Raw genomic sequence first — 24,552 nt, 5'->3', positions numbered from 1 at the left:
CGCCTTGCGACAAGTCACCTCGGTAACCGGCGGCACGTTTGAAAATTGAAACCACTGCTTAATTCGGACCGCGCATGACCAATGATCCTTTCCGCCCGTTCGAAGGCGATTTCGACCGCGAAGCCGCTCTGACGGTGCTTCGCGACGCGACCCTCGGTGCCGATGATGGCGAGATTTTTGTCGAACGCGCCCATGCCGAAACGCTTATCTTCGACGATGGCCGGCTGCGCGGCTCCAGCTATACCGCCAGTCAGGGTTTCGGGCTGCGCGCCGTTGCCGGAGAGGTCACCGGCTATGCGCATTCAACCGAATTGACGCTGCCATCGCTGCGCCGCGCGGCTGAAACGGTCAGGCTTGCTGTCGGGAATGGTGGGCGCACGCTGGCGGTTCCACCGCAAGTCGGAGGCAAGCCCCTTTACGCGCCTGTCGATCCCGCGGAAGGCATCGACATTGCAACGCGGATCGACCTGTTGCGTGAAATCGACGCCTATGCGCGGGCAAAGGATCCGCGCGTCGTTCAGGTCAGCGCATCTATGGCAACCAGCCTGCAAGAGGTCGCGATCCTGCGTCCCGAGGGCGGTCTTGTGACCGATATCCGTCCGATGGCGCGACTGAATGTCGCAGTCATCGTCGAAGACAATGCGCGCCGGGAAAGCGGCGGCACCGGCGGCGGCGGTCGCATCCCGCTTCACAGCCTGATTCAGCCCGCACATTGGCAGTCCCAGGTAGACGAGGCGCTGCGCATCGCGCTTGTCAATCTGCGCGCTCAACCCGCGCCTGCTGGCGTCATGGATATCGTGCTGGGTCCGGGTTGGCCGGGCATTTTGCTGCACGAAGCCGTGGGACACGGGCTGGAGGGTGATTTTAACCGCAAGGGTCATTCCGCCTTCGCCGGATTGCTCGGTCAGCGCGTGGCAGCACCGGGCGTGACCGTTATCGACGACGGAACGATCCCTGACCGGCGCGGATCGATAAGCGTTGACGATGAGGGCAGCGCGCCGGGTCGGAATACCCTGATAGAGGACGGCATTCTGGTGGGCTATCTTCAGGACCGGCAAAACGCGCGGCTTATGGGCGTGGAACCGACGGGCAACGGTCGCCGCGAAAGCTATGCCCATGCGCCGATGCCGCGAATGACGAACACCTTCATGCTGGGCGGCGATTCGAAACCTGATTCGATCCTGTCAGACCTGAAAGACGGTATCTATGCCGTTGGCTTCGGGGGCGGGCAGGTCGATATTACAAACGGGAAATTCGTTTTCTCCTGCACCGAAGCCTATCGCGTGAAAAACGGCGTTGTCGGTGATCCGATAAGGGGCGCCACCCTCATCGGTGACGGTGCGACGGCGCTTCAGCATATACGTGCGATCGGCAACGACATGGCGCTTGATCCGGGTATGGGCACGTGCGGCAAACAGGGGCAATGGGTTCCTGTCGGCGTTGGCCTTCCTACCCTGATGATCGGGGGGCTGACGGTCGGCGGGTCCGCTGCCGCTTGATGCGGTGGGTGACACAGATTGTCAAAGTGCTGCGTAACTAACAGTTATTTAACCATTTTACATGGATAACAACCTTGAATGAGGCGGAAAGGCTCCAAGGTTGTTTTCTTTCACTTCCCCCCGCACCCCACCCACCGCGAAGGATGATGATCTCAGCTTCCTCCGCCTCATTCGCTCTCGGCGTGTCGGGCCGACGACATTTCACAGGCTGGTGGCAGAACATGGCAGCGCCGCCGCCGCCCTGGACGCGTTACCCGACATTGCCCGTGGGGCCGGGGTGAAGGAATACAGCCCCTGCACAGAAGCCGCCGCCCTTGCCGAATTGAAAGCCGGTCGCAAAGGCAACGCCATACTGATCCGCTGCGATTCGCCCGAATACCCCGCGGCGCTGCGTGAAATCCCCGATGCGCCGCCCGTCTTGTGGGTGAAAGGAAACGCTGCGGCACTATCGCATCCAACGATTGCCGTCATCGGCGCCCGAAACGCATCTTCGCTGGGGCTTCGCATGGCTCGCGGCATGGCATCCGCTTTGGCAGAGGCTGGCAACACCGTAATCGCCGGTCTGGCGCGCGGGATCGACACCGCCGCGCATGAGGCCAGCGTTAAACATGGCACGGTGGCGGTCATCGCCGGCGGGATCGATCAGATTTACCCGGTCGAAAACAAGGTCCTCGCCGCGACAATCTGCGATCGCGGTTGCCTCATCTCTGAACAGCCGCCTGGTGTCGCCCCTGTCGCGCGGCATTTTCCACTTCGAAACCGGATAATTTCCGGACTGGCGCAGGGCGTCGTCATCATTGAGGCGGCGGTGAAATCGGGCAGCCTGATCACCGCACGAAATGCGCTTGATCAGGGGAGAGAGGTTCTGGCGGTTCCCGGTCATCCGGTGGATGGTCGTGCCGGTGGTTGCAATCAGTTGATTCGCGACGGCGCCATTCTTGTTCGCAATGCCGACGATGTGCTGGAGGCGATACCGGCACTCTCGACCGAACGTCAGGCCGGCGCAGCGCAGCTGTCGTCAACGGCTGCAACGACTCCTTTGCCTGCACAGCGCCAACGCGAGACCTCCGCTATGGCGGCAATTGCGCCCCGTTCCCCTGCCCTGCCATTACCGCCTCGCAAAGCCCAAAACGCCGCAACGCTGGAATCGCAGGTGCTGGCACATCTATCGCCCAACCCGATTGAAGAGGATTCGCTGATCCGTGATCTTGGCGTTCCGGCGTCAATCCTGTCGCCGGTATTGGTTCAGCTTGAACTGGCGGGAAAACTGACCCGCATGGCAGGTGGCCGGATTTCGCTGCAATAACAAAACAGGTTAGACGTCGATGCCCATTCGGGGCCTGCGGTTGGTCTGAACTCCGCAATATTTTAATTTCCCTCACTTTTCCGGGGAAATAATCCTCGACCAACCTGACTGCGCCGTCTCGTTACCCATAGACCCTGCTTCACCCTCAGGGGACGTCCATCGCATGCAGACCGCGCAGCAAATCGTTGCCCCACACCAGCGGCGCGGGTTGAGGGAAAAAGCAGCGGCCCGTTGACACGCCCCGATTGCGCCCCCATGTTCCCCGCCCAAATCCGTCATGAGGTTCCCCATGCCAGTCGTCGTTGTCGAATCGCCGGCCAAAGCCAAGACGATCAACAAATATCTGGGCGACGACTATACCGTTCTCGCATCCTTCGGGCATGTTCGCGACTTGCCGCCCAAGGACGGTTCGGTCGATCCCGAAGCCGATTTCGATATGCGTTGGGAGGTGGCCTCGGATTCCAAGAAACACCTCAAGGCGATCCGCGACGCGCTGTCGGGCGACGACGCGCTGATCCTCGCCACCGACCCCGACCGCGAGGGCGAGGCGATTTCGTGGCACCTGCTGGAAGCCCTCGCCCCGGCCCTGAAAAAGGGCAAATCGGTCAGCCGCGTGACCTTCAACGCGATCACCAAGAATGCCGTGACCGACGCCATGGCCAAGCCGCGAGAGATCGACCGCGATCTGGTTGATGCCTATCTTGCGCGGCGTGCGTTGGATTATCTGGTCGGCTTCAACCTGTCTCCGGTGCTGTGGCGCAAGCTGCCCGGCGCGAAATCGGCCGGGCGCGTGCAATCCGTCACGCTGCGCCTCATCGTCGAGCGCGAGATGGAGATCGAGGCCTTCAAGCCCCGCGAATACTGGTCCGTCCACGCGCGTCTGGCGACACCTTCGGGCGATGAATACGACGCCCAGCTTGTAAGCCTTGCCGGGGACAAGCTTGAACGTTTCGACATTCCGACCGCCGAGAAGGCGCGGCTGGCGCTTTCTGCCATCGACGCCCGCGACCTGACGGTCAGCAGCGTCACCGCCAAGCCCGCCACGCGCAACCCGTGGCCGCCCTTCATGACCTCGACCCTTCAGCAAGAGGCGTCGCGCAAGCTGGGCCTCGGCGCGCGGGCCTGCATGTCCACGGCGCAGCGGCTGTATGAGGCCGGGCTGATCACCTATATGCGGACCGACGGGATCGACATGGCCCCCGAAGCGGTGATGTCCGCCCGCGACGTCATCAAATCGCGTTTCGGCGAGCAATACCTGCCGAAATCGCCGCGCATGTACAAGAACAAGGCGAAGAATGCGCAGGAAGCGCATGAATGTATCCGCCCGACGGATATGTCGGTTGCGCCTGACAAGCTGCGTATTTCCGAAAAGGATCAGCGCGCGCTGTATGACCTGATCTGGAAGCGGACGCTGGCCAGCCAGATGGAAGCCGCCCGGATGGAGCGCACCACCGTCGAAATCGCCAGCGCCGACGGACAGGTCGGGCTGCGCGCCAATGGTCAGGTGATGATGTTCGACGGCTTCCTTGCCGTTTACGATCAGGGCCGCGACGACGACGATTCCGAGGACAGCAACCGCTTGCCCCAGATCAGCGAAGGCGAACCGGCCAAGAAGATCGCCGCGTTCGCCGCCGAAGAAGGCGTTCTGGTCGATGACAGCAAAACCGCCGCCGCCCGCCAGCATTTCACCCAGCCCCCGCCGCGCTATACCGAAGCGACTCTGGTCAAGAAAATGGAGGAACTGGGCATCGGGCGGCCATCGACCTATGCCAGCATCGTCACCACGATTCAGGATCGCGAATACGTCCGCAAGGACAAGAACCGCCTGATCCCCGAGGATAAGGGCCGGCTGGTTACGGCGTTTCTGGTGAAATACTTCCCGCGCTATGTCTCTTACGACTTTACCGCCAATCTTGAATCGGAACTCGATGACATCTCCTCGGGCAACCGCGCCTATCTGGAAGTGTTGCGGCGCTTCTGGCGCGATTTCACCGCGGCACTGGATGGCACATCCGATCTGCGCATCGGCGAGGTGCTGGAATCCATCGACGACGCGCTTGCCCCGCACCTGTACCCACCCCGCGAAGACGGGGGCGACCCGCGCGAATGTCCGCTCTGCCATCAGGGACGGCTTAACCTTAAAACCGCGCGCTCTGGCGGGGCGTTCATCGGTTGCTCGCGCTATCCGGAATGCCGGTTTACGCGCCCCCTCTCCGCCCCGGATGGCGAGGAAACCGTTGGCGACCGGGTCCTGGGCCATGATGCGGGCGATGAAATAAGCCTGAAAAATGGCCGCTTTGGCCCCTATGTCCAGCGGGGGGAGGCGACAGAAGAAATTCCAAAACCACCCCGCGCCAGTATCCCGAAAGGCTGGGACGCCAATGCAGTCGATCTGGAGCAGGCGCTGAAACTGCTGGCCCTGCCCCGCCCCGTCGGCAACCACCCAGATGACGGTGAGTTGGTCGAGGCCGGGATCGGGCGCTATGGCCCCTATGTCAAACACGGCAAGAAATATGCCAACCTGCCTGACGTCGATGAGGTGTTTACCATCGGCATGAACCGCGCGGTCGAGGTTCTGGCGGCCAAGCCGACGCGTGGTCGTGCGACAGCGGCTGCGCCGTTGAAAGAGTTGGGAGACCATCCCGATGGCGGTAAGATAGCGGTGATGAATGGTCGCTACGGCCCCTATGTGAAATGGGAAAAGATCAACGCCACCCTGCCGCGTGATCTGGAGCCGGCTGACGTCACCGTGGAAAAAGCTCTGGAACTGATTGCAGCCAAAGCAGCCAAGTCACCGAAAAAGGGCGCCAAGAAGGCCGCGCCAAAGAAGACGGCCACCAAAAAGACGGCAAAGAAAACGACCGCCAAGAAAACCACGGCAAAGAAAGCCCCTGCGAAAAAGGCGGCGGCCGACAAGGATGCCGGCTGAGCTTTCCTGAAGTTCCAAGCAACAACTCTGGGCGCGGCATGGTTGCTGCGCCCTTTCGCATTCGTCGCATCAGGGTATTGTAAACTCGGTCCAGTCCCGGAGAGACAATGATCCGCGTTCGGATTAAAGACACACAAGGCTCTACCCCACGCGATGTGGGCGCGGAGATGTTTGTATCCGCTGCAGGTTCAAGCGGCACGATTGGCGGGGGACGTCTGGAATTCGACGCGATCGGCCATGCCCGCAAGATGTTGCGGAACGGCGAGGATCAAGCCGTCACCGTCGTCACTTTGGGCCCGGAAACCGGGCAATGCTGCGGCGGGCGGGTCACTCTGGAATTTGACAAAGGCGCCCCGGCCGCCCACCCACTGCCACCGCAGGTTCTGATCTTCGGGGCCGGGCATGTCGGACGGGCATTGGCGCGGACGATGGCGCTTCTGCCCTTCGAAGTCACGCTGTTCGACGAACGCACCGATGAAATTGCCAAGTTAGACTGCGTTCGCACGGTTGCGACGCCGCTGCCCGAACTGGCCATCCGTGATGCCCGCCCCGGCGCGGCATTCGTCGTCATGACCCACGATCACGGGCTGGATTTCACCCTGACAGCAGAGGCACTAGGTCGAACCGATGCTGCATATGTCGGCCTGATCGGCAGCGCGACGAAACGCGCCCGTTTCCTGCGGGAGGCCAGATTGACCGGAATTGACTGCTCAGGTCTGACCTGCCCCATCGGTGCTAATTATTCATCTGACAAACGGCCAGAGGTGATCGCCGCCTTTACCGCAGCAGAAATCGCATCAAAGCTTACGGTTAACGCTACCGTCGATTGACACGGCGTCACCCCCTTGCGACAAAACTGCCGACCATTTCGGAGGACGTGATGAAAAAAGTTTATCCCGACGCGGACGCCGCCCTGGAGGGGCTGCTGTTCGACGGCATGCATATCGCCGCTGGCGGTTTCGGCCTCAGCGGTATTCCTGAATTGCTGATTGATGCGCTTGTCAAAAGCGGTGTGAAGGACCTGACGATTGCAAGCAACAATTGCGGGGTGGACGGCTTCGGCCTTGGCAAGCTTCTGGACACGAAGCAGATCAAGAAGATGCAGTCCTCTTATGTCGGCGAGAACGCGGAATTCATGCGGCAGTACCTGTCGGGTGAGCTGGAGCTGGAATTTAACCCCCAGGGTACGCTGGCGGAACGTATGCGCGCAGGCGGGTCCGGCATTCCGGGCTTTTACACCAAGACCGGCGTGGGCACGGTCATCGCCGAGGGCAAAGAGGTCAAGCAGTTCAACGGCGAGGATTATATCCTTGAAGAAGGAATTTTTGCCGATCTCTCCATCGTGAAGGCATGGAAAGCCGATGACACCGGCAACCTGATCTTCCGCAAGACCGCCCGCAACTTCAACCCGCCCGCCGCGATGTGCGGCAAGGTCTGCGTGGCCGAGGTAGAGGAGATCGTACCGCGCGGTTCTATCGACCCGGACCACATTCACCTGCCGGGCATCTATGTGCACCGGGTCATTCAGGGTGAGCATGAAAAGCGCATCGAACAGCGCACCACCCGCAAGCGTGAGGAGGCTTGATCATGGCGGAAGAGGCAAAAGGCTGGGACCGCAACCAGATGGCCGCCCGCGCGGCAGAGGAACTGGAAGACGGCATGTATGTGAACCTCGGCATCGGTATTCCGACGCTGGTGGCAAACTATGTCGGTGACAAGGACATTACGCTGCAATCCGAAAACGGGATGCTCGGCATGGGTCCCTTCCCCTATGAGGGCGAGGAAGACCCGGATCTGATCAACGCCGGCAAGCAGACGATTACCGAACTGTCCCGCACATCCTATTTTGACAGCGCGATGAGCTTTGGCATGATCCGCGGTGGCAAGATTGCGGCGGCGATCCTTGGCGCGATGGAAGTGGCCGAAAACGGCGATCTGGCGAACTGGATGATCCCGAAAAAGCTGGTCAAGGGCATGGGCGGCGCGATGGACCTCGTGGCCGGGGTCGGCCGCGTGGTCGTCGTCATGGACCACACCAACAAGCACGGCGATTCCAAGGTGCTGAAGGAATGCACCCTGCCGCTGACAGGCAAGGGCGTGGTGGACCGCATCATCACCAATCTGGGCGTTCTTGACGTGGTTGAGGGTGGTCTGAAGATCGTCGAAACCGCCGACGGGGTCACCGAGGACGAGATTCGCGCCGCGACCGAGGCGACAATCGTCTGACCGAAATTGCCTTGAACGGGTCAAAAGGGGGCTCTGCGGCCCCCTTTTTCATTAAGAATGGAAACATTCGTCCAGGTGGCCGGCCACCGACGCCCAGATTTTCCTTCGTTTTTTCAAACCGCGCTTCGGCGGTTGCAACCCAGGCGCCCAATTCTTAGGCATCACGGAAACTGTCTGAGAATGCCATGCAAGCCGTGACTTCCCTGCTGGGACATCTGCACATCCGATCACTCGGCCCCGTTGCCTCTGTCCCCGCGCAAGAGGCATTTCGCGCCGGATTCGGCGCATTTCTGGGCCTGATGGCAACCGCTGTGGTGGCGATATGGCTGTCCCCGGACATCTGGCTGGCTGTCTATCTGATCGCCCCTTTCGGCGCGACTTCGGTTCTGGTCTTTGCCGCGCCGAACAGCCCGCTGGCGCAGCCCTGGCCCGCGATTGTCGGGAATACGGCCTCTGCACTGGTCGCGATCGGGATTTGTACATTCCTGCCCGCTGAACCGCTGCTGAGCGTACCGCTCTCTGTCGGGCTTGCCATTCTTGTCATGGCGGTGCTGCGTGCGACCCATCCACCCGGCGGTGCAGTGGCCATGACGGTTGCGCTTGGGGCAGAGAACATTCTGCCGATTGGCTTCAGCTTTGCCTTTGTGCCCGTGATGACAGGCACCATGACGCTTGTGATCACAGCGGCTGTCTACGCGCACCTGACCGGCCGGCGCTATCCGTTCAGGCAGTTCGGGGAAACCAATCCACACGGGACGCACGACCCCGTCCCTGTCGAACGGCTCGGCCTGACCGAGGACGAGTTAGTCGATATCCTGACGCGTTATCGCCAGTCGCTGAACCTTGGCGTAGAGGACCTCGCCCGGCTGATCGGGGCGGCAGAGTTGCAGGCGGCAGCTCATCTGGTCGGGCCGCAAACAGCCGACGCGATCATGTCGCGTGATCTGGTCAGCGTCTCGCCCGACACGCCGATAAACGATGTGGCAGCACTGTTCCTGCGCCACGGGTTTACTTCGCTTCCAGTGGTTGACGGGAATGGAGAGTTCCGCGGGCTTATCCTTCAGTTGCAGATGATACGGGCCAGTTATGCAGGCGCGTCACCGACAACCGCGGCCAGCATTATGGATACCAGCGTGTCCGTGGCGGCACCCGGAACGCCGATTGCCGCCCTGTTGCCAAATCTCGCCAGCAATGGAATGGACGCGATCCCCATTCTTGACGGCTCTCGCATCGTCGGGGTCGTCACTCAGACCGATCTGATCTCGGCATTGGCCCGGCACAGCCTGCGCACCGATGCCCCTGCCTAGATCGAGCTTTCGTCCGTCACAATCAGGTCCAGAGCAACGTCATGCGCTTGCGGATAGATCGTGCGCAGGCGCCCCGCTTCCAGACCTATGCCGATGGCGTAGGGCCTCGGGCGCAGCGCCGCTAATGTGCGGTCATAGAAACCGCCGCCATATCCCATCCGGTAACGTGCGCTGTCCCACCCGACCAGCGGTGTCAGAACGATCTGCGGCACCACGCTGGCCCGCGTATCCGGCTCTGGTATATTCCAGCGTCCCGGCCGCATCGACGCATCGGGTGACCACGGCCGAAAGATCAGCGGCTGATCCTTCGCGGTCACGACGGGAAGCGCAATGCGCCACCCCTTTTCGCTGTAGCGCGCCATCCAGTCACGCAGATCGACCTCTGCGCGGATCGGCCAGAACCCGGCGAGGACAAGATCGTCGCGCCCGTGAAACCGTGTCGCAAGCACGTCGTCCAGCCTTTCGGCAATCGCCCGGTCGGCTGCTTGGCGTGCGGCCGCATCCTCCCCCTCACGTTCGGCCAGAAGCCGCGCACGCTCTGCCTTGCGCCAGCGTGCCGCATCCTTCGCCGCGATCTCATCGCGGGCAAACGGATCGAAATAGTCCGGTGCAATCTCCCTCGCCATACAGGCAGGAGACGCGTAATCCGGGTTTGGCTTGTCATCCGTCATGGCGCTTGCTTGAGGCTTCCATCATTCACTGCAATGCTGCGCCTTCCGGGCAGCGCTTGGCAAGGGGGTGCACATGACCGACGTCACACGCGAGGGCAACAACTTCACCGTCGACGCAAAGATCATTGCCGAAGGGCTGGACCTGCCCGAACATGCAATAGCACGGGCCATGTCCACCGGTGCCATAACCACACGAAACGAACGGGGCGAAGGCGACGACGAAGGACGCCATCGCCTGTCATTCTTCTATCGCGCAAAGGTGCTGCGCCTGACCGTCGACGAGACCGGAAATATCCTCAGCCGCGCACGGTTCGAACGCCCATCAAAATGAAAAGGCCCGCCGGTCGGGCGGGCCTTCGTCATCAAAGCTGAGAGCCGGATCACGCCATGCGCGATGCGACGTTTTCCCAGTTCACAAGCTTGTTCAGGAAGTTTTCCAGATATTTCGGACGCGCGTTGCGGAAGTCGATGTAATAGGAATGCTCCCACACATCGCAGCCCAGCAGAGCGGTCTGACCGTTGACCAGCGGGTTCACGCCGTTTTCGGTCTTGGTCACCTCCAGCGAGCCGTCCTTGTTCTGAACCAGCCACGCCCAGCCAGAGCCGAACTGACCGGCGCCAGCTTCGCTGAACTTCTTCTTGAACTCATCGACAGAGCCAAAGCTGTCGGTGATTGCCTTTTCAAGCTTTTCGGGCATCGCGCCGGGGTTCGGCCCCATCATTTCCCAGAATTGGCTGTGGTTCCAGTGCTGGCTGGCATTGTTGAAAATGCCGCTTTGCGCGACTGCGCCTTTTTCATAGGTGCCGGTGACGATGTCTTCCACCGACTTGCCTTCCCACTCGGTTCCGGCGACCAGCTCATTCAGCTTGTCGACATAGGCCTTGTGGTGCTTGTCATGGTGAAATTCCAGCGTCTCCTTCGACATGCCACCTGCGGCAAGCGCGTCATGGGCATAGGGAAGATCGGGAAGCGTAAAGGCCATATTCTCATCCTCTTGTCTGGGGCAGACCCTTTGCCTGCCCGGCTGCGGTCACCCACGCAACGCAAGGTGATCGGCGTAGGTTCCGGGCGCAGGCTTAACATATGGCAGCCAAAAGAAAAAAGCCCCGAAGCAGCGCTTCGGGGCCTCTGTTCAGTTTGCGGCCGGGATCAGTTCGCCGGTGCCGCTTCGCCTTCGACGGGGGCTTCTGCTTCAACGGCGTCGGCTGCGGGGGCTTCGGCCTCTGCTTCCGGGGTTTCAACGGTGACGACGGCATCGCCGCCCGCACCTTCACCTTCTGCCACATCATCCCCACCGCTCATGAGCCAGAAAATGACCAATACGGCGACGACGAGCGCGCCGACGATGAAATACAGGTTGTTGTTGTTGCTCCGGACTTCGTTAGCCATGGATTTTTTTGCTCCGCTTTGATGTGCAAGTCTGTCGTATAATGCGCAACTCGGCATATGGATCCAAAGATGCAACAATCTGCCGCAGGAATATGCATCAAACTTCCGGCAATCGCGCCGTGGGCGGGGTTTTGCCGGTCTCACAAAGGGCTTAACTAGGACAGCAGAAAAAAGGATCCCTCATGTTCTGGCTGCTTGCCATCGCCCTGACCCTGACTGTCGCGCTTGCGATCTTGTGGCCGTTCTGGCGGGCCAACGCTGCCGTCGCGGAACCGGCGGCCGCATATGACCTGCGCATTTATCGCGACCAGCTCACCGAAGTTGACCGCGACCTGTCGCGCGGCATCATCTCCCCGGTGGAGGCCGAGCGCCTGCGGGTGGAAATCGGCCGCAAGGTGCTGAGCGCCGATCAGCAGTTTCAGAAAGAAAACCGCTCTCACGCAGCCTCGCGCCGCTATGGCATTTTGGCAGCCGTTGTATTGGGTGTACTGATCGGCGGCGGGTGGCTGGTCTATGCACGCATCGGATCACCGGATGATCCCGATATGGCGCTGAAATCCCGCATCGCTCAGGCAGAGGCGCGCTATGCCGCCCGCAGCTCGCAGGCAGCCGCCGAAGCCGCGCAACCAGAACAGGCACCCGGCCCACAGCCTGACGCCGAATTTGCGGCACTGATGACAGAACTGCGCGAGGGGGTCGCGACACGGCCCAATGACGTGCGTGGTCTGACCTTGCTGGCCCGGTATGAGGCGCGTTTGGGCAATACCCTCGCCGCAAAGCAGGCGCAGTCCAGACTGATCGAGGCGAAAGGGGACGCAGCAACTGCCGCCGATCATGCCCTGCTTGCCGGTTTTATGACCGAAGCAGCCGGTGGGCTGATCACACCAGAGGCAGAGGCAGAGGTCCAACGCGCGCTTCAGCTCGACCCGGATAACCCACAGGCCCGTTACATGATCGGGCTGCTGCAGGCGCAGAATGGCCGGCCTGATCGCGCCTTCCCTGTCTGGGCCGCGCTGCTGGAAGACACGCCCCCGGAATCTCCCTGGAACCAGGCCATCGCGGCAGTGATCGAGGACATCGCATGGCTGGCCGGCCAGCCCGACTACCAGCCCCCGCAATCCGCAGCACCTCCCGGACCGGATGCAGAAACCATGCAAGCGGCCGCGGATATGTCGCCAGAGGAGCGTCAGGCTTTCGTCCGCAATATGGTCGAGCAGCTTGAAACCCGGCTGGGAACAGAGGGCGGCACACCCGATGAATGGGCGCGGCTGATCTCATCGCTGGGCGTCCTGGGCGATATGGAACACGCGCAGGAAATCTATGCCGAGGCGCAGAGCCTCTTTTCGGAGGAGCCCGACGCTCTTGCACCGATCCAGGCAGCTGCACAGCAGGCAGGGCTGACGGAATGATCCACGAAGATATCGCCGATTTTGCCTCTGCCCTGCCCGGCGCAGGCGCCATCGCCGGTCTGGATCTCGGCACCAAGACCATCGGGGTTGCGGTCAGCGACGGGCTTCGGCAGGTCGCGTCACCAATTACGGTCATCAGGCGCGTAAAGTTCACGCAGGACGCGGCGGCCCTGCTGAAAATATCGGATGAACGCGGATTGGCTGGCATCATCCTCGGCCTGCCCCGCAATATGGACGGCAGTGAGGGGCCGCGCTGCCAGTCCACCCGCGCCTTCGCCCGCAACCTGACACGTCTGACCGATCTGCCCATCGGCTTTTGGGACGAACGCCTGTCTACGGTGGCAGCAGAGCGGGCGCTGCTAGAGGCAGATACCTCTCGCAGGCGCCGGGCAGAGGTCATAGATCAGGTTGCGGCCGGCTATATTCTGCAAGGCGCTTTGGATCGGCTGCGCTTCCTGGGCTGACGCTGTTATCCCGGCAGCACCCCATCGAGCACATAGCGCAGGATCGAAACCACCTGATCTGGCCGCTCGACCACCGCAAGCGCTGCCGCATCGACCTCCTTCAGGGCATGAGCATGGTCCGGGCCGTGCATAATCACCAGCGACTTGCCAAGCGCCGCTGCATATCCGGCATCAAAAGCCGCGTTCCACTGCTTGTACTGTTCCCCGAACCGCACCACGACGATATCGGCGTCTTCGATCCCCTTGCGCGTTCTGATCGCGTTTAGCTGCGCGCCCTTGCGGTCGTGCCAGAATTTGTTGTCCTCGGGCCCCATGATGGCAACACCACAGTCATCGCTGGCCGCGTGGTCGGTGACGGGCCCGTCAAACCTCACGTCCAGGCCCCGTGCGCCTTCGACAATCTGATCGCGCCAGTCGGTGTGAATTTCACCTGACAGATAGACATTCAGCATCTCGCGCTCCTTCTTTCGGTTCTGCTACGGGATAGCCAGCACTGGCAGGATTGTCACCACCAGCAACCGCCAGGATCATCCCCGAAAATGATCATAGATCTTCTGCGCAAGCCCTTCGCTGATCCCATCAACCGCCATCAGGTCGGCGACAGCGGCCCCGCTGACCGCCTTGGCCGAACCGAAATGCGCAAGCAGCGCCCGCTTGCGAGAGGCACCGACGCCCGCGATTTCATCAAGTGGCGTCGCTGACACGGCCTTGGCGCGTTTTGCGCGATGGGTTCCAATGGCCCAACGGTGGGCTTCATCCCGAAGCCGCTGGATGAAGTACAGCACCGGGTCATTCATCCGCAGCGCAAAAGGACGCACGCCGAAACGATGGAATTCCTCTTTCCCGTGATCGCGGTCCTGACCCTTGGCGACGCCGATCATGGGAATATCTTCGACCCCCAGTTCCGCCATGATTTCATGCACGGCACTTACCTGTCCCGCGCCGCCGTCAATCAGCAGCAGATCAGGCCAGGCCTCGGATTCGCGATCCGGGTCCTCCTTCAGCAGCCGGGTGAAACGACGGGTCAGGACCTCTTTCATCATGCCGAAATCGTCGCCCGGCGTGATCTCTGTCCCCTTGATGTTGAACTTACGGTACTGGCTTTTGATCCACCCCTCTGGCCCGGCAACGACCATGCCACCAACCGCGTTTGAGCCCATGATGTGAGAGTTGTCATAGACCTCTATCCGGCGGGGCGGGCCGGGCAGATCAAACGCATCAGCCACCCCCTCCAGCAGTTTCATTTGCGTGGCACTTTCCGACATGCGCCGGGCCAGACTTTCGCGGGCGTTGCGAATTGCGTTTTCTACCATCTCTGCCTTTTCGCCGCGCATCGGCACACCGAGCACGACCTTCCGCCCTGCCTTTTCGGACAGGGCATCACGCATCAGGTCCATATCCTCGACCCCATGCGACAGCAGCACCATACGCGGCGGCACCTTGTTGTCGTAGAACTGCATCAGGAACGCTTGCATCACTTCATCAGGCGATTCCACACCGCCCAGCCGGGGATAAAAATCGCGATTGCCCCAGCTTTGGTTGCCGCGAATGAAGAATACCTGCACGCAGGCCTGCCCGTTTTCCATGTGCAGCGCAACGATGTCACCCTCGGCAATGCGTCGCGGGTTGATCGCCTGAACTGACTGAACCGCCGTCAGCGCCTTGATCCGGTCGCGCAGGGCGGCGGCGCGTTCATATTCCATCGCCTCGGCCGCCTCTGCCATCTCGGACGCCAGATCGGCCTGAATCTTCGTGCTGCGCCCTTTCAGGAAAAGCTCGGCATCATTGACCAACGCGCCATAATCACCTTCGGAAATCTTGCCGACACAGGGCGCGCTGCACCGCTTGATCTGAAACAGCAGGCAAGGCCGGGTCCGGCTTTCGAAAACGGCATCGGTGCAATTGCGCAGCAGAAACACCCGCTGCAATTGATTCAGCGTCCGGTTAACCGCGCCCGCACCGGCAAAGGGGCCGTAGTAATCACCCTTCTCTGATTTCGCACCACGATGCTTCTTGATCTGCGGAAACGGATGCGACTTCGCGACCAGGATATTCGGGAAGGACTTATCGTCCCGTAGCAGAACATTATAGCGCGGTTTCAGTTGCTTAATGAGGTTTTGTTCAAGCAGCAGCGCCTCTGTCTCTGTGCGCGTCGTCAGAAACATCATCGAGCAGGTTTCGCGGATCATGCGTGAAATCCGCCCCGTATGCCCCTGCCCCCGCGCATAGCTGGACACGCGCGCCTTCAGGTTGCGCGCCTTGCCGACATAGAGAACATCGCCCTTTTCACCCAGCATCCGATAAACCCCCGGCGAAGCATCAAGGGTCTTCAGGTAATCTGCGATCAGGGCGCGGCCTGTCAGTTTCTGCTGGGATTCGCTCATGTCTCTACAAATGGGTGATTCTGGTGCTCGGCTGCAAGTTCTGAGAACAGAGTGCAAGGGCAAACCTATCCACGGATTCTGTGGATAACTCTGTGGGTGCAATACGCCCGACTGCGGAATTCATTGCATTTGGGATCATATTTCTATCCTGCCTATTTTTTAGGCACAAAGTTACGTAGTTGTTTTTGTTACATATTTTATCTGACGCCGACAAAACACTGAAATACATGACGGATTCTTGATGCTTTTGTTGCTGCAGCAGCAAAGGTGGACAGTTTGACATGGGCGGCAGCTAAGCCGTCCTATTCCGAGCCTTGCAGATCAGGCGTTTGCCACGCCAGATGCTGGCCACCATCCACGCAAATCAACTGCCCCGTTATCGCCTTTGCGCCCAGCAAATACCGCAGCGCCTGCGCCACATCGCCGGGGTCTGCGCCGCGTTGCAGAATGGTTGCGCCGCGCTGTTGGGCAAAGTCAGCCGCGCTCTGCCGTGCGCCCTGCAATGTCGGGCCGGGACCGATGGCATTGACCCGGATCGCGGGGGCCAGTGCCTGTGCAAGCATCTTCGTCATTTCCCACAGCCCGGCCTTCGCGATGGCATAGGTTATGAACTCTGGCGTCGGCTTCAGGACACGCTGATCGACCATGTTCACGATCAGCCCGGTTGCCAGTGGCTCTGCACCCAGATTATCGACCTGCGGGGCCTGCGCGGCAAAGGCCTGCGACAGTATGAAGGGCGCGCGCAGGTTCGATCCGATATGCTGGTCCCAGCCGTCACGGGTAGCGGTGTGGACCGTGTCATGTTCAAAGATCGACGCATTGTTGACCAGAACAGAGACCTGCCCCATCCGCTGCGCAACTGTCGGCACCAACCCTTCGACCGCATCCAGATCGAGAAGGTCCGCCGCGAAAATCTCTGCCCGTACACCCATCGCACGGACCGCCTGCGCCGTTTCCTCTGCCTCTGTGCCAGAGCTGTGGCAGTGAATGGCGATGTCCAGCCCCTCTTCCGACAGTTGCAGCGCCATGGCGCGACCCAGACGCTTCGCAGAGCCGGTGATCAGGCCAACGCTCATGCCGCCAACAGCCACAGGGTATACAGCGCATAGGTCGTCAGCAGCCCCGCGCCCGCCACCCGACCGACCGCAATGTGCCGCAGCAGGAACGGGCCGATCACCAGCGTGACCGCCAGCATGAACCACAGGTCGAAATGCAGCATCTGTGCAGGCACATCAAGCGGCCCGAAAAACGCCGTGATCCCAAGGATCGCCAGAATATTGAACAGGTTCGAGCCGATGACATTGCCAAGCGCCATATCCGCCCGGCCACGCAGTGCCGACGCGACCGATGCCGCAAGCTCTGGCAAGGATGTGCCGATTGCAACCAGCGTCAACCCGATCACCGCATCGCTGATGCCGAAGCCCCGCGCAATATCGCTGGCACCTTCGACAAGCAGCTGCGCACCTATCGGCAGTGCGACAAGACCGATCAAAAGCCAGATGGCAATACTGCGTGGCGCTGCATGTTCGTCCTGCACCTCTGGCGCGTCGCCTGTGCGCGTTTTCGCCCGCTTGATCTGCAGATACAGCGTTGCTGTCAGCCCGGCCAGAAGGATGGCACCGTGCCACCAGACCAGCGGTCCCAGCAGACACAGCACAATCAGCAGGATGGATGCCGTCACCGCATAGACCCAACTGACCTTCAGCTCATCATCATGGCTCAGCGCCGGGGCGATGACGGCCGTCGCACCAAGGATCAGCAGCACATTCGCGATGTTCGATCCGACGGCGTTGCCAAGCGCAATCCCCGGCTGACCGCCAATAGCGGCGGCGACCGAAACGATCAGCTCTGGCGCCGAGGTGCCGAAAGCCAGAACCGTCAGCCCGACGATGACCGGCGCAATGCCAAGCCGAAGGGCAAGCGCCACCGCACCGCGCACCAGAAAATCGCCACCGACAACCAGCAGGGCAAGGCCGGCGACAATGAAAAGAAGATCAACGATCACGATTGGGCAGCCCCAGCATCTTGGCAATGAAACGACGAACGCCTGGGCCAGAGAAAAGTGCCAATGCGACGAAAAGAAGAAGAATGATGATGACAAATTTAATCATGCGCCGAACCTTTGAAATGCGGCGCGCTCCTCGACCGCGCCCATGGCGTCCTCGGCCAGATCCGCACCTGCGATGCCGAAGCGGCGAAGGAAGGATTTGCGCTGTCCGAAGCTCTGAAAGCGGATGTCGTCACCAAACAACGCTCGCATCTTCGGCGCAAGATGTCCGATACCGTCGATCAGGCCCAGATCCTGCGCACGACGCGCCAGCCAGAATTCACCGCTGAACAGTTCATCACTGTTTGCCAGACGGTCACCACGACGCGCCTTGACCTGCGCAATAAAGATCCGGTGCATGTCATCCAGCAGCCTTTGCAAGCGCGCAACATCCTCTGGCTTCTCGGGACGGAACATATCCAGTTGCGATTTCGACTTTCCGGCCGTGTAGATCCGCCGCTCGATCCCGTGCCGCGCGATGAAGTCCTGCAGGCCGAACCCGCCGGAAATCACGCCAATAGATCCGATGACAGAGCATTCATCCGCCCAGACCTTGTCCGCGGCCGTCGCCAGCCAGTACCCGCCAGAGGCCGCGACATCTTCGACAAAGGCGTGAACCGGCACCTCATGCTTTTCCGCCAGGCGCCGGATTCGCGCGGCAATAAGCGACGATTGCACAGGCGAACCGCCCGGAGAGTTGATGGCCAGCGCAACCGCCTTGGGTTTACCCTTGGTAAAGGCGCGTTCCAGCAGCGGCGCAAGCCCCGCATCATTCAGCGCAGCACCGCCCAGACCCGACGCGCTGCGAATGGTGCCTTGCAGGCGGATGACGCTGATCCGCGGCGCGGGATTGATGAACGGTATTTTCATGTTTCCCCAGATATGCGCCCTTGGCGCGCCGGACAAGCGTCGCGCGTTGCAATCTGTTCGCACGCAACGCATATAAGGGCGCGACACGACTGGAGAGCCTCATGACCTATCTCGATTTCGAAAAGCCCCTGGCCGATATCGAAGGCAAGGCCGAAGAATTGCGGACCATGGGCGAAAAAGATTCGTCCGTAGACGTTGAAAAAGAAGCGGCCGCCCTGGACAAAAAGGCGAACAGCCTGCTCAAGGAGCTTTACGGCAACCTCGATGCATGGCGCAAAACGCAGGTCGCCCGGCATCCGGAAAGGCCGCATTGCCGCGATTATATCGAACGGCTCTTCACGGAATATACGCCCCTTGCAGGCGACCGGGGCTTTGGTGACGATCTGGCCGTCATGGGCGGCCTTGCCCGCTTCAACGACATCCCCTGCGTGGTGATCGGCCACGAAAAGGGCCACGACACGAAATCCCGGATCGACCATAATTTCGGCATGGCCCGGCCCGAAGGCTATCGCAAGGCGGTTCGCCTGATGGACCTCGCCGACCGTTTCGGGCTGCCCGTCATAACCTTGGTCGATACCGCCGGCGCCTATCCCGGCAAGGGCGCAGAAGAACGCGGCCAGAGCGAGGCGATTGCCCGCTCGACCGAGAAATGCCTGCAGATCGGCGTTCCTCTGATCTCTGTCATCATCGGAGAGGGCGGATCGGGCGGGGCGGTCGCCTTCGCCACCGCGAATCGCATCGTCATGCTGGAACATTCGATCTATTCGGTGATCTCGCCCGAAGGCTGTGCGTCGATCCTCTGGAAAGATGCCGACAAGATGCGCGAAGCCGCCGAGGCGCTGCGCCTGACCGCTCAAGACCTGAAAAAACTTGGCGTCATTGACCAGATCGTGACCGAACCCGTCGGCGGTGCTCAGCGCGCGCCGGAGGCGGCCATCGACGCGGTCGGCAAGGAAATCGCCGCGCTACTAAAAGATCTGTCCGCCAAGAAGCCCGCCGAACTCATCAAGCAGCGTCGCCAGAAGTTTCTGGATATGGGTAAGAAGGGGCTGGGTTAACAGCCGTTGCGATCATTCACCTATGGTCGGAAAACAAACGAACACTGCGATGGCTTTGCAGCGTCCCCGTCTTGCCAACACTGTCTGCGCTGACTAGATAGGCCCGTCCGTAATCGAAAGGCCCGAGTCTTGGAAAATGTCGTCCTGACCGTCCATCTGATCCTAGCGTTGCTGCTGATCGGCATCGTGCTGCTGCAACGCTCCGAAGGCGGTGGGCTGGGTATGGGCGGCGGCGGAGGCGGCGGCGGGGTCATGACAGGTCGTCAGGCCGCGAACGCGCTGTCAAAGATGACCTGGATTTTTGCGGCGGCATTCATCGCCACCTCTCTCACGCTGACGGTCATCGCCGCACGCAACACCTCGGGCGGTTCGGTGCTGGACCAGATCGGCATCGGTGCGGATACGTCAGGCGAAACCGGCGACGGCTCTGCCCCTGCGCTGCCGACCTATGTGCCCCCGCCCGGCGTAGGATCCCCCGTGGCACCCCCGGCGCCAGAGGGCGAAGCTGCCGCGCCAGCGGCAACAGCGCCCGCCGCGGCCGAAGTTGCCCCTGCAGAGGTTGTGCCGGCTGAGGAAGCCGCACCGGCTGAACCGGCAGCACCCGCAGCGGATACGCCAGCAACCGACAGCCCGGTCACGCCTCCGGCGGCCAACTGATACCCAACACTTTGGGGGCAGGAATTCTGCCCCCACGACAACTTGCGGTCCGCGTTGCGGCCACGGGACAAATCGGTTATATCTTTAGTCCCGTGAACGGCGCTTATCTGCGGCCGCGAAAACGACTGATTCGAGAACTCACGGGGGCCGCATGGCGCGTTATATCTTTATCACCGGCGGCGTTGTGTCCTCCCTTGGCAAAGGGCTGGCCTCCGCGGCGCTTGGTGCGCTTTTGCAGGCCCGTGGATACACGGTGCGCCTGCGCAAGCTGGACCCCTATCTGAACGTCGATCCCGGCACCATGTCGCCCTTCGAGCATGGCGAGGTTTTCGTCACCGATGACGGCGCGGAAACCGATCTGGATCTCGGCCATTACGAACGCTTCACCGGCGTCCACGCGCGCAAGACCGATTCGATCTCTTCGGGTCGGATCTATTCCAATGTGCTCGAGAAAGAGCGGCGCGGCGAATATCTCGGCAAGACCATCCAGGTGATTCCCCACGTCACCAACGAGATCAAGGATTTCATCGCCATCGGCGACGACGAGGTCGATTTCATGCTGTGTGAGATCGGCGGCACGGTCGGCGACATCGAGGGGCTGCCCTTCTTCGAGGCGATCCGCCAGTTCACCCATGAACGCCCGCGCGGCGAATGCATCCTGATGCATCTGACCCTGCTGCCCTATCTGGCTGCCTCGGGCGAGCTGAAGACCAAGCCGACCCAGCACTCGGTCAAGGAACTGCAATCCATTGGTCTTGCGCCAGACGTCCTGGTCTGCCGAAGCGAACACCCGATCCCGGAAAAGGAACGCGCCAAGATCGCGCTGTTCTGTAACGTCCGCCCGGACGCCGTGATCCCGGCCTACGACCTAAAGTCGATCTATGAGGCACCGCTGGCATATCACAGCGCCGGTCTCGATCAGGCTGTTCTGAACGCCTTCCAGATCAGCCCAGCCCCGCGCCCCGATCTGTCCCGCTGGGAAGAGGTGATGGACCGCCTGACCAATATCGACGGTACCGTCAAGGTCGCCATCGTCGGCAAGTACACGCAGCTGGAAGATGCCTATAAGTCGATTGCCGAGGCGCTGACTCATGGCGGCATGGCGAATCGCGTTAAGGTAAAATCGGATTGGATCGCCGCCGAAGATATAGAAGCAGAGGGCGGCCAGCACTTGCTTGACGGCTATCACGGGATCATCGTGCCCGGCGGCTTCGGCGAACGCGGCACCGAGGGCATGATCACTGCGGCGAAATATGCCCGCGAAAAGAATGTGCCCTACCTTGGCATCTGTCTTGGTATGCAGATGGCGGTGATCGAGGCTGCGCGCAATCTGGCGGGTATCGAAGATGCCGGTTCCGAAGAATTCGACCACGAGGCCGGAAAGGAACGCTTCACCCCCATCGTCTATCACCTCAAGGAATGGGTGCAGGGCAATTACAAGGTGCAGCGCAGCCTGTCCGACGACAAGGGCGGCACCATGCGCCTTGGGGCCTATACGGCGGTACTGAAACCCGACTCGCGCATCTCCGACACCTATGACGGCGCGTTGGAGATCGAGGACCGCCACCGCCACCGTTATGAGGTCGATGCCAGCTATATCCCGCAACTGGAAGAGGCCGGCCTGTCCTTTTCGGGCATGTCGCCCGATGGCAAATTGCCCGAGGCGGTCGAATACCCCGATCACCGCTGGTTCATCGGCGTGCAGGCCCATCCGGAACTGAAGTCCAAACCCTTCGACCCTGCGCCCCTCTTCGACGGCTTTGTCGAGGCGGCGAAGGAAGGCGCCAGGCTGGTCTGAACGCGGCAAAGCCCGGCAAGCACGATATGTCATGTAAACGGCGCCACGCATACTGGCGCTGTTTCAGTGATCGGCGAAGGTGACCAGCCGTTTTCGTTAAGACGGCTGCCTCGCAACGCGCCCTCAAAACGGATATAGTGCGCCCCTGCCCGCGAAGAGAGAGGGTCGCGAATTATCTGACTTGGGATGGGCTTGCTTTCGGTCGCGTATTGCCAGTCCAAGCTGTATATACGCTTTATATACGGGATATACACAAGTTCTCTACGCGGATCATACACCTTTAGCCCCTACAAAACCGTCACAATTCGCGCTTATATCCGCCATGTTGACCCGGAGGACGTGATGGAAGACCAACCGCAGGACTGGCTCGAAGCAGAGCTTCAGGACACGCTGGACGAGGACTATGAGCTTGAGCTTGAGGACGCCGTTCTCAGCCAGGAAATCAAGCAGATCTATCGCGATACCCACCCCAACCAGATGGACCGAAAGGCTTATTTTCAAGGGCTTTTGCGTCTTCAGTCAGAGCTGATCAAGCTTCAGGACTGGGTCAGCCACTATAAGGAAAAGGTCGTCGTCATCTTCGAGGGCCGCGACTCCGCCGGCAAAGGGGGCGCGATCAAGCGGATCACGCAGCGCCTTAACCCACGCGTCGCCCGCGTCGTTGCGCTGCCCGCCCCGTCCGACCGCGAAAAAACGCAGTGGTATTTCCAACGCTACGTCCCGCACCTGCCCGCCGGCGGCGAAATCGTGCTGTTCGATCGCAGCTGGTATAACCGCGCCGGCGTCGAAAGGGTCATGGGTTTCGCCAGCGAAGATCAGGTTCAGCAATTCTTCGACGACGTCCCTGAATTCGAACGCATGCTGGTCCGTTCCGGCATCAGGCTGGTGAAATACTGGTTCTCGATCACAGATGAGGAACAGCAGATGCGCTTCCTCATGCGCGTTCATGACCCGATGAAGCAGTGGAAGCTGTCACCGATGGACCTTCAGGCCCGCGTCCGGTGGGAGGCCTATACCAAAGCCAAGGAAGAGATGTTCGAGCGCACGAATATCCCCGAGGCACCGTGGTATATCGTGCCAGGTAATGACAAGAAGCGCGCGCGGCTCAACTGCATGGCGCATCTGCTTTCGCTGATGCCATATACCGAAATCCCGCATGACAACATTACGCTGCCGGATCGGGTTTTCAATCCGGATTACGAGCGTGACGTTCTTCCGCGTGACCTGTACGTGCCGCAGAAGTTCTGAATCAGGGCGGCCGCTGGCAAGACATTCGCCGGCCCACGTTCTGAACGCCTGATGCGATCAGTCGTATTTGCGGCGGTCCTCGATCACCAATCCGTCATTCGGCAGGCTTCCGGGTGCGAGGATTTCAACCCGACCCTTCATCTTCAGCGCCTCAACAACAGAGCCTGCATATTCGGATTCGGCCCCGCGCGGGCTTTCGATCTGGACGGTCATCGTATCCATCTCTCCCGCGCGATCGGCAATGACGCGGGCGCGGGAAATTTCTGGGTGCCGGGCCACCAGAGAGGCCACCTGTTCCGGACGAACGAACATGCCCTTGATCTTCGTGGTCTGATCTGCGCGTCCCATCCATCCCTTGATGCGCATATTTGTCCGCCCGCATGGCGATGTGCCGGGCATAACGGCAGACAGGTCGCCCGTCGCAAAGCGCACAAGCGGATAGTCCGGGTTCAGCGTTGTGACCACAACCTCTCCAACCTCGCCATCGGGCAGCGGGTCGCCGGTGCCGGGGCGAACGATCTCTACCAGCACGCCCTCATCAACGATCATCCCCTCCATCGCTTCAGATTCATAGGCGATATTGCCGAGATCCGCCGTGGCATAGCATTGCAGCGTCGTGATCCCGCGATCCGCGTAGTGACTGCGCAGAGACGGGAAGAGCGCCCCGCCTGCGACGGCAGCGCGTGTTATGGCCAGCTTTTCGCCAAGCTCATCCGCACGATCCAGGATCACCTTCAGAAAGTCCGGTGTGCCTGCGTAAACATTTGATCCGATATCCGCGGCAGCGCGCACCTGAAGGTCCGTTTGCCCGGTACCCGCGGGCAACACGGCGGCGTCGACGGCATGCGCTGCACTGTCGAACATCATTCCGGCCGGGGTGAGGTGATAGGCAAAGCAGTTCTGGACGATATCGCCCCTTCCGACGCCCAAGGCGTGCAAGAAGCGGCCAAGGCGCCACCAATCCGCACCACGTCGGCCGGGCTCATAAATGGGACCGGGCGATTGGAAGATATAATCGAATTCTGCCGCCAACCGCGTCGCAAACCCACCGAAGGGCGGGTTCTTCTTTTGGGCTTCGGTCAGTTCCGCCTTGCGGATGACGGGCAAAGCAGCAAGCGCTGCACGATCGCGGATATCATTAGGCTCCACATCGCGAAGAAGCCGCGCAAGTGCCGGGGCTGTTTTTGCGCGACCGATTGCGATTGGCAGCGATGTTTCCAGCCATTCGTGACGCTCTTCATCGCTGCGCATTTCCAGATCGTCGTAGAATCCGCCCATCACATTTCCCC

At 60.9% G+C, this 24,552-nt stretch carries 23 protein-coding genes; 14 read left to right on the top strand and 9 right to left on the bottom strand.

The features are described from left to right. Positions 1-74: 74 nt before the first annotated feature. From tldD to PAF20_RS01750, 7 genes are all read left to right on the top strand, one after another. Positions 75-1,499 (top strand): metalloprotease TldD, encoded by a 1,425-nt coding sequence (gene tldD / locus PAF20_RS01780; RefSeq protein WP_271072045.1) that lies wholly within the window; start codon positions 75-77, stop codon positions 1,497-1,499. A 100-nt stretch (positions 1,500-1,599) separates the two neighbouring features. Then, positions 1,600-2,805: a DNA-processing protein DprA gene (dprA, locus tag PAF20_RS01775; RefSeq protein WP_271072044.1), complete on the top strand. Its 1,206-nt coding sequence runs from the start codon at positions 1,600-1,602 to the stop codon at positions 2,803-2,805. Between the two features lie 289 nt (positions 2,806-3,094). Further along, the gene (gene topA, locus PAF20_RS01770; RefSeq protein ID WP_271072043.1) at positions 3,095-5,734 is read left to right on the top strand and encodes a type I DNA topoisomerase; all 2,640 of its coding nucleotides are present in this window, start codon (positions 3,095-3,097) and stop codon (positions 5,732-5,734) included. Positions 5,735-5,841: 107 nt separating this feature from the next. Beyond that, the gene (gene xdhC / locus PAF20_RS01765) at positions 5,842-6,564 is read left to right on the top strand and encodes a xanthine dehydrogenase accessory protein XdhC (protein ID WP_271072042.1); all 723 of its coding nucleotides are present in this window, start codon (positions 5,842-5,844) and stop codon (positions 6,562-6,564) included. Between the two features lie 50 nt (positions 6,565-6,614). Further along, positions 6,615-7,319 (top strand): CoA transferase subunit A, encoded by a 705-nt coding sequence (locus PAF20_RS01760; protein ID WP_271072041.1) that lies wholly within the window; start codon positions 6,615-6,617, stop codon positions 7,317-7,319. A 2-nt stretch (positions 7,320-7,321) separates the two neighbouring features. Next, positions 7,322-7,960, top strand: coding sequence for a 3-oxoacid CoA-transferase subunit B (locus PAF20_RS01755; protein WP_271072040.1), 639 nt, complete (start codon positions 7,322-7,324; stop codon positions 7,958-7,960). Positions 7,961-8,145: 185 nt separating this feature from the next. Next, entirely contained in the window at positions 8,146-9,267 is a 1,122-nt protein-coding gene (locus PAF20_RS01750) for an HPP family protein (protein ID WP_434802933.1), read from the top strand. On the opposite strand, the gene PAF20_RS01745 is transcribed toward PAF20_RS01750, so the two are convergent. Further along, entirely contained in the window at positions 9,264-9,938 is a 675-nt protein-coding gene (locus PAF20_RS01745; RefSeq protein ID WP_271072038.1) for a 5-formyltetrahydrofolate cyclo-ligase, read from the bottom strand. The two genes, PAF20_RS01750 and PAF20_RS01745, sit on opposite strands and share 4 nt — an antisense overlap. A 73-nt stretch (positions 9,939-10,011) precedes the next feature. Between PAF20_RS01745 and PAF20_RS01740 the strand changes: the two genes are divergently transcribed. Further along, positions 10,012-10,269: a DUF6522 family protein gene (locus tag PAF20_RS01740; protein WP_271072037.1), complete on the top strand. Its 258-nt coding sequence runs from the start codon at positions 10,012-10,014 to the stop codon at positions 10,267-10,269. A gap of 49 nt (positions 10,270-10,318) precedes the next feature. Here the strand turns inward: PAF20_RS01740 and PAF20_RS01735 are convergent, their stop codons facing one another. After that, positions 10,319-10,921: a superoxide dismutase gene (locus PAF20_RS01735; protein ID WP_271072036.1), complete on the bottom strand. Its 603-nt coding sequence runs from the start codon at positions 10,919-10,921 to the stop codon at positions 10,319-10,321. A 167-nt stretch (positions 10,922-11,088) separates the two neighbouring features. Then, on the bottom strand, positions 11,089-11,328 hold the full coding sequence (locus PAF20_RS01730) for a hypothetical protein (protein WP_271072035.1): 240 nt from the start codon (positions 11,326-11,328) through the stop codon (positions 11,089-11,091). A 182-nt stretch (positions 11,329-11,510) separates the two neighbouring features. Here PAF20_RS01730 and ccmI point away from each other — a divergent pair, with 182 nt between their 5' ends. Together ccmI and ruvX are read left to right on the top strand one after the other, a co-directional pair. Beyond that, positions 11,511-12,737: a c-type cytochrome biogenesis protein CcmI gene (ccmI, locus tag PAF20_RS01725; RefSeq protein WP_271072034.1), complete on the top strand. Its 1,227-nt coding sequence runs from the start codon at positions 11,511-11,513 to the stop codon at positions 12,735-12,737. Next, entirely contained in the window at positions 12,734-13,201 is a 468-nt protein-coding gene (gene ruvX / locus PAF20_RS01720) for a Holliday junction resolvase RuvX (protein WP_271072033.1), read from the top strand. The genes ccmI and ruvX overlap by 4 nt, the downstream gene beginning before the upstream one ends. Positions 13,202-13,206: 5 nt before the next feature. Here the strand turns inward: ruvX and PAF20_RS01715 are convergent, their stop codons facing one another. The 5 genes from PAF20_RS01715 to PAF20_RS01695 form a co-directional block, all read right to left on the bottom strand. Next, the gene (locus tag PAF20_RS01715; RefSeq protein WP_271072032.1) at positions 13,207-13,653 is read right to left on the bottom strand and encodes a YtoQ family protein; all 447 of its coding nucleotides are present in this window, start codon (positions 13,651-13,653) and stop codon (positions 13,207-13,209) included. 75 nt (positions 13,654-13,728) lie between these two features. Further along, complete coding sequence (uvrC, locus tag PAF20_RS01710) at positions 13,729-15,585, bottom strand: excinuclease ABC subunit UvrC (protein WP_271072031.1); 1,857 nt, start codon at positions 15,583-15,585, stop codon at positions 13,729-13,731. A 302-nt stretch (positions 15,586-15,887) separates the two neighbouring features. After that, entirely contained in the window at positions 15,888-16,661 is a 774-nt protein-coding gene (locus PAF20_RS01705; protein ID WP_271072030.1) for an SDR family oxidoreductase, read from the bottom strand. Beyond that, positions 16,658-17,590: a calcium/sodium antiporter gene (locus tag PAF20_RS01700; protein WP_271072029.1), complete on the bottom strand. Its 933-nt coding sequence runs from the start codon at positions 17,588-17,590 to the stop codon at positions 16,658-16,660. The genes PAF20_RS01705 and PAF20_RS01700 overlap by 4 nt, the downstream gene beginning before the upstream one ends. Before the next feature lie 102 nt (positions 17,591-17,692). Then, positions 17,693-18,502 carry a S49 family peptidase gene (locus PAF20_RS01695; RefSeq protein ID WP_271072028.1) on the bottom strand — a complete coding sequence of 270 codons (810 nt, stop codon included), beginning with the start codon at positions 18,500-18,502 and terminating at the stop codon, positions 17,693-17,695. Positions 18,503-18,603: 101 nt separating this feature from the next. Between PAF20_RS01695 and PAF20_RS01690 the strand changes: the two genes are divergently transcribed. From PAF20_RS01690 to ppk2, 4 genes are all read left to right on the top strand, one after another. After that, positions 18,604-19,560 carry an acetyl-CoA carboxylase carboxyltransferase subunit alpha gene (locus PAF20_RS01690; protein WP_271072027.1) on the top strand — a complete coding sequence of 319 codons (957 nt, stop codon included), beginning with the start codon at positions 18,604-18,606 and terminating at the stop codon, positions 19,558-19,560. A 129-nt stretch (positions 19,561-19,689) separates the two neighbouring features. After that, complete coding sequence (secG, locus tag PAF20_RS01685; RefSeq protein ID WP_271072026.1) at positions 19,690-20,217, top strand: preprotein translocase subunit SecG; 528 nt, start codon at positions 19,690-19,692, stop codon at positions 20,215-20,217. Between the two features lie 151 nt (positions 20,218-20,368). After that, complete coding sequence (gene pyrG, locus PAF20_RS01680) at positions 20,369-22,015, top strand: CTP synthase (protein ID WP_271072025.1); 1,647 nt, start codon at positions 20,369-20,371, stop codon at positions 22,013-22,015. Positions 22,016-22,357: 342 nt separating this feature from the next. Then, positions 22,358-23,263: a polyphosphate kinase 2 gene (gene ppk2, locus PAF20_RS01675; RefSeq protein WP_271072024.1), complete on the top strand. Its 906-nt coding sequence runs from the start codon at positions 22,358-22,360 to the stop codon at positions 23,261-23,263. Positions 23,264-23,320: 57 nt separating this feature from the next. Here the strand turns inward: ppk2 and PAF20_RS01670 are convergent, their stop codons facing one another. Continuing rightward, a complete protein-coding gene (locus PAF20_RS01670) occupies positions 23,321-24,541 on the bottom strand; it encodes a phenylacetate--CoA ligase family protein (protein WP_271073231.1) in 1,221 nt (406 codons plus the stop codon). Between the last annotated feature and the right edge of the window lie 11 nt (positions 24,542-24,552).

Source organism: Paracoccus albus, assembly GCF_027913035.1.
Classification (GTDB): domain Bacteria; phylum Pseudomonadota; class Alphaproteobacteria; order Rhodobacterales; family Rhodobacteraceae; genus Paracoccus; species Paracoccus albus.
This window is presented reverse-complemented; position numbering and strand designations above follow the sequence as displayed.

Bases quoted from the DNA above. Each gene is read 5' to 3' on its own strand.
- PAF20_RS01750 (WP_434802933.1), top strand. From the start codon at position 8,146: ATGCAAGCCGTGACTTCCCTGCTGGGACATCTGCACATCCGATCACTC.
- PAF20_RS01735 (WP_271072036.1), bottom strand. From the start codon at position 10,921: ATGGCCTTTACGCTTCCCGATCTTCCCTATGCCCATGACGCGCTTGCC.
- PAF20_RS01760 (WP_271072041.1), top strand. From the start codon at position 6,615: ATGAAAAAAGTTTATCCCGACGCGGACGCCGCCCTGGAGGGGCTGCTG.
- ruvX (WP_271072033.1), top strand. From the start codon at position 12,734: ATGATCCACGAAGATATCGCCGATTTTGCCTCTGCCCTGCCCGGCGCA.
- uvrC (WP_271072031.1), bottom strand. From the start codon at position 15,585: ATGAGCGAATCCCAGCAGAAACTGACAGGCCGCGCCCTGATCGCAGAT.
- PAF20_RS01740 (WP_271072037.1), top strand. From the start codon at position 10,012: ATGACCGACGTCACACGCGAGGGCAACAACTTCACCGTCGACGCAAAG.
- PAF20_RS01670 (WP_271073231.1), bottom strand. From the start codon at position 24,541: ATGGGCGGATTCTACGACGATCTGGAAATGCGCAGCGATGAAGAGCGT.
- xdhC (WP_271072042.1), top strand. From the start codon at position 5,842: ATGATCCGCGTTCGGATTAAAGACACACAAGGCTCTACCCCACGCGAT.
- PAF20_RS01745 (WP_271072038.1), bottom strand. From the start codon at position 9,938: ATGACGGATGACAAGCCAAACCCGGATTACGCGTCTCCTGCCTGTATG.
- pyrG (WP_271072025.1), top strand. From the start codon at position 20,369: ATGGCGCGTTATATCTTTATCACCGGCGGCGTTGTGTCCTCCCTTGGC.
- PAF20_RS01730 (WP_271072035.1), bottom strand. From the start codon at position 11,328: ATGGCTAACGAAGTCCGGAGCAACAACAACAACCTGTATTTCATCGTC.
- tldD (WP_271072045.1), top strand. From the start codon at position 75: ATGACCAATGATCCTTTCCGCCCGTTCGAAGGCGATTTCGACCGCGAA.
- PAF20_RS01690 (WP_271072027.1), top strand. From the start codon at position 18,604: ATGACCTATCTCGATTTCGAAAAGCCCCTGGCCGATATCGAAGGCAAG.
- PAF20_RS01715 (WP_271072032.1), bottom strand. From the start codon at position 13,653: ATGCTGAATGTCTATCTGTCAGGTGAAATTCACACCGACTGGCGCGAT.
- PAF20_RS01755 (WP_271072040.1), top strand. From the start codon at position 7,322: ATGGCGGAAGAGGCAAAAGGCTGGGACCGCAACCAGATGGCCGCCCGC.
- topA (WP_271072043.1), top strand. From the start codon at position 3,095: ATGCCAGTCGTCGTTGTCGAATCGCCGGCCAAAGCCAAGACGATCAAC.
- ppk2 (WP_271072024.1), top strand. From the start codon at position 22,358: ATGGAAGACCAACCGCAGGACTGGCTCGAAGCAGAGCTTCAGGACACG.
- ccmI (WP_271072034.1), top strand. From the start codon at position 11,511: ATGTTCTGGCTGCTTGCCATCGCCCTGACCCTGACTGTCGCGCTTGCG.
- PAF20_RS01695 (WP_271072028.1), bottom strand. From the start codon at position 18,502: ATGAAAATACCGTTCATCAATCCCGCGCCGCGGATCAGCGTCATCCGC.
- PAF20_RS01705 (WP_271072030.1), bottom strand. From the start codon at position 16,661: ATGAGCGTTGGCCTGATCACCGGCTCTGCGAAGCGTCTGGGTCGCGCC.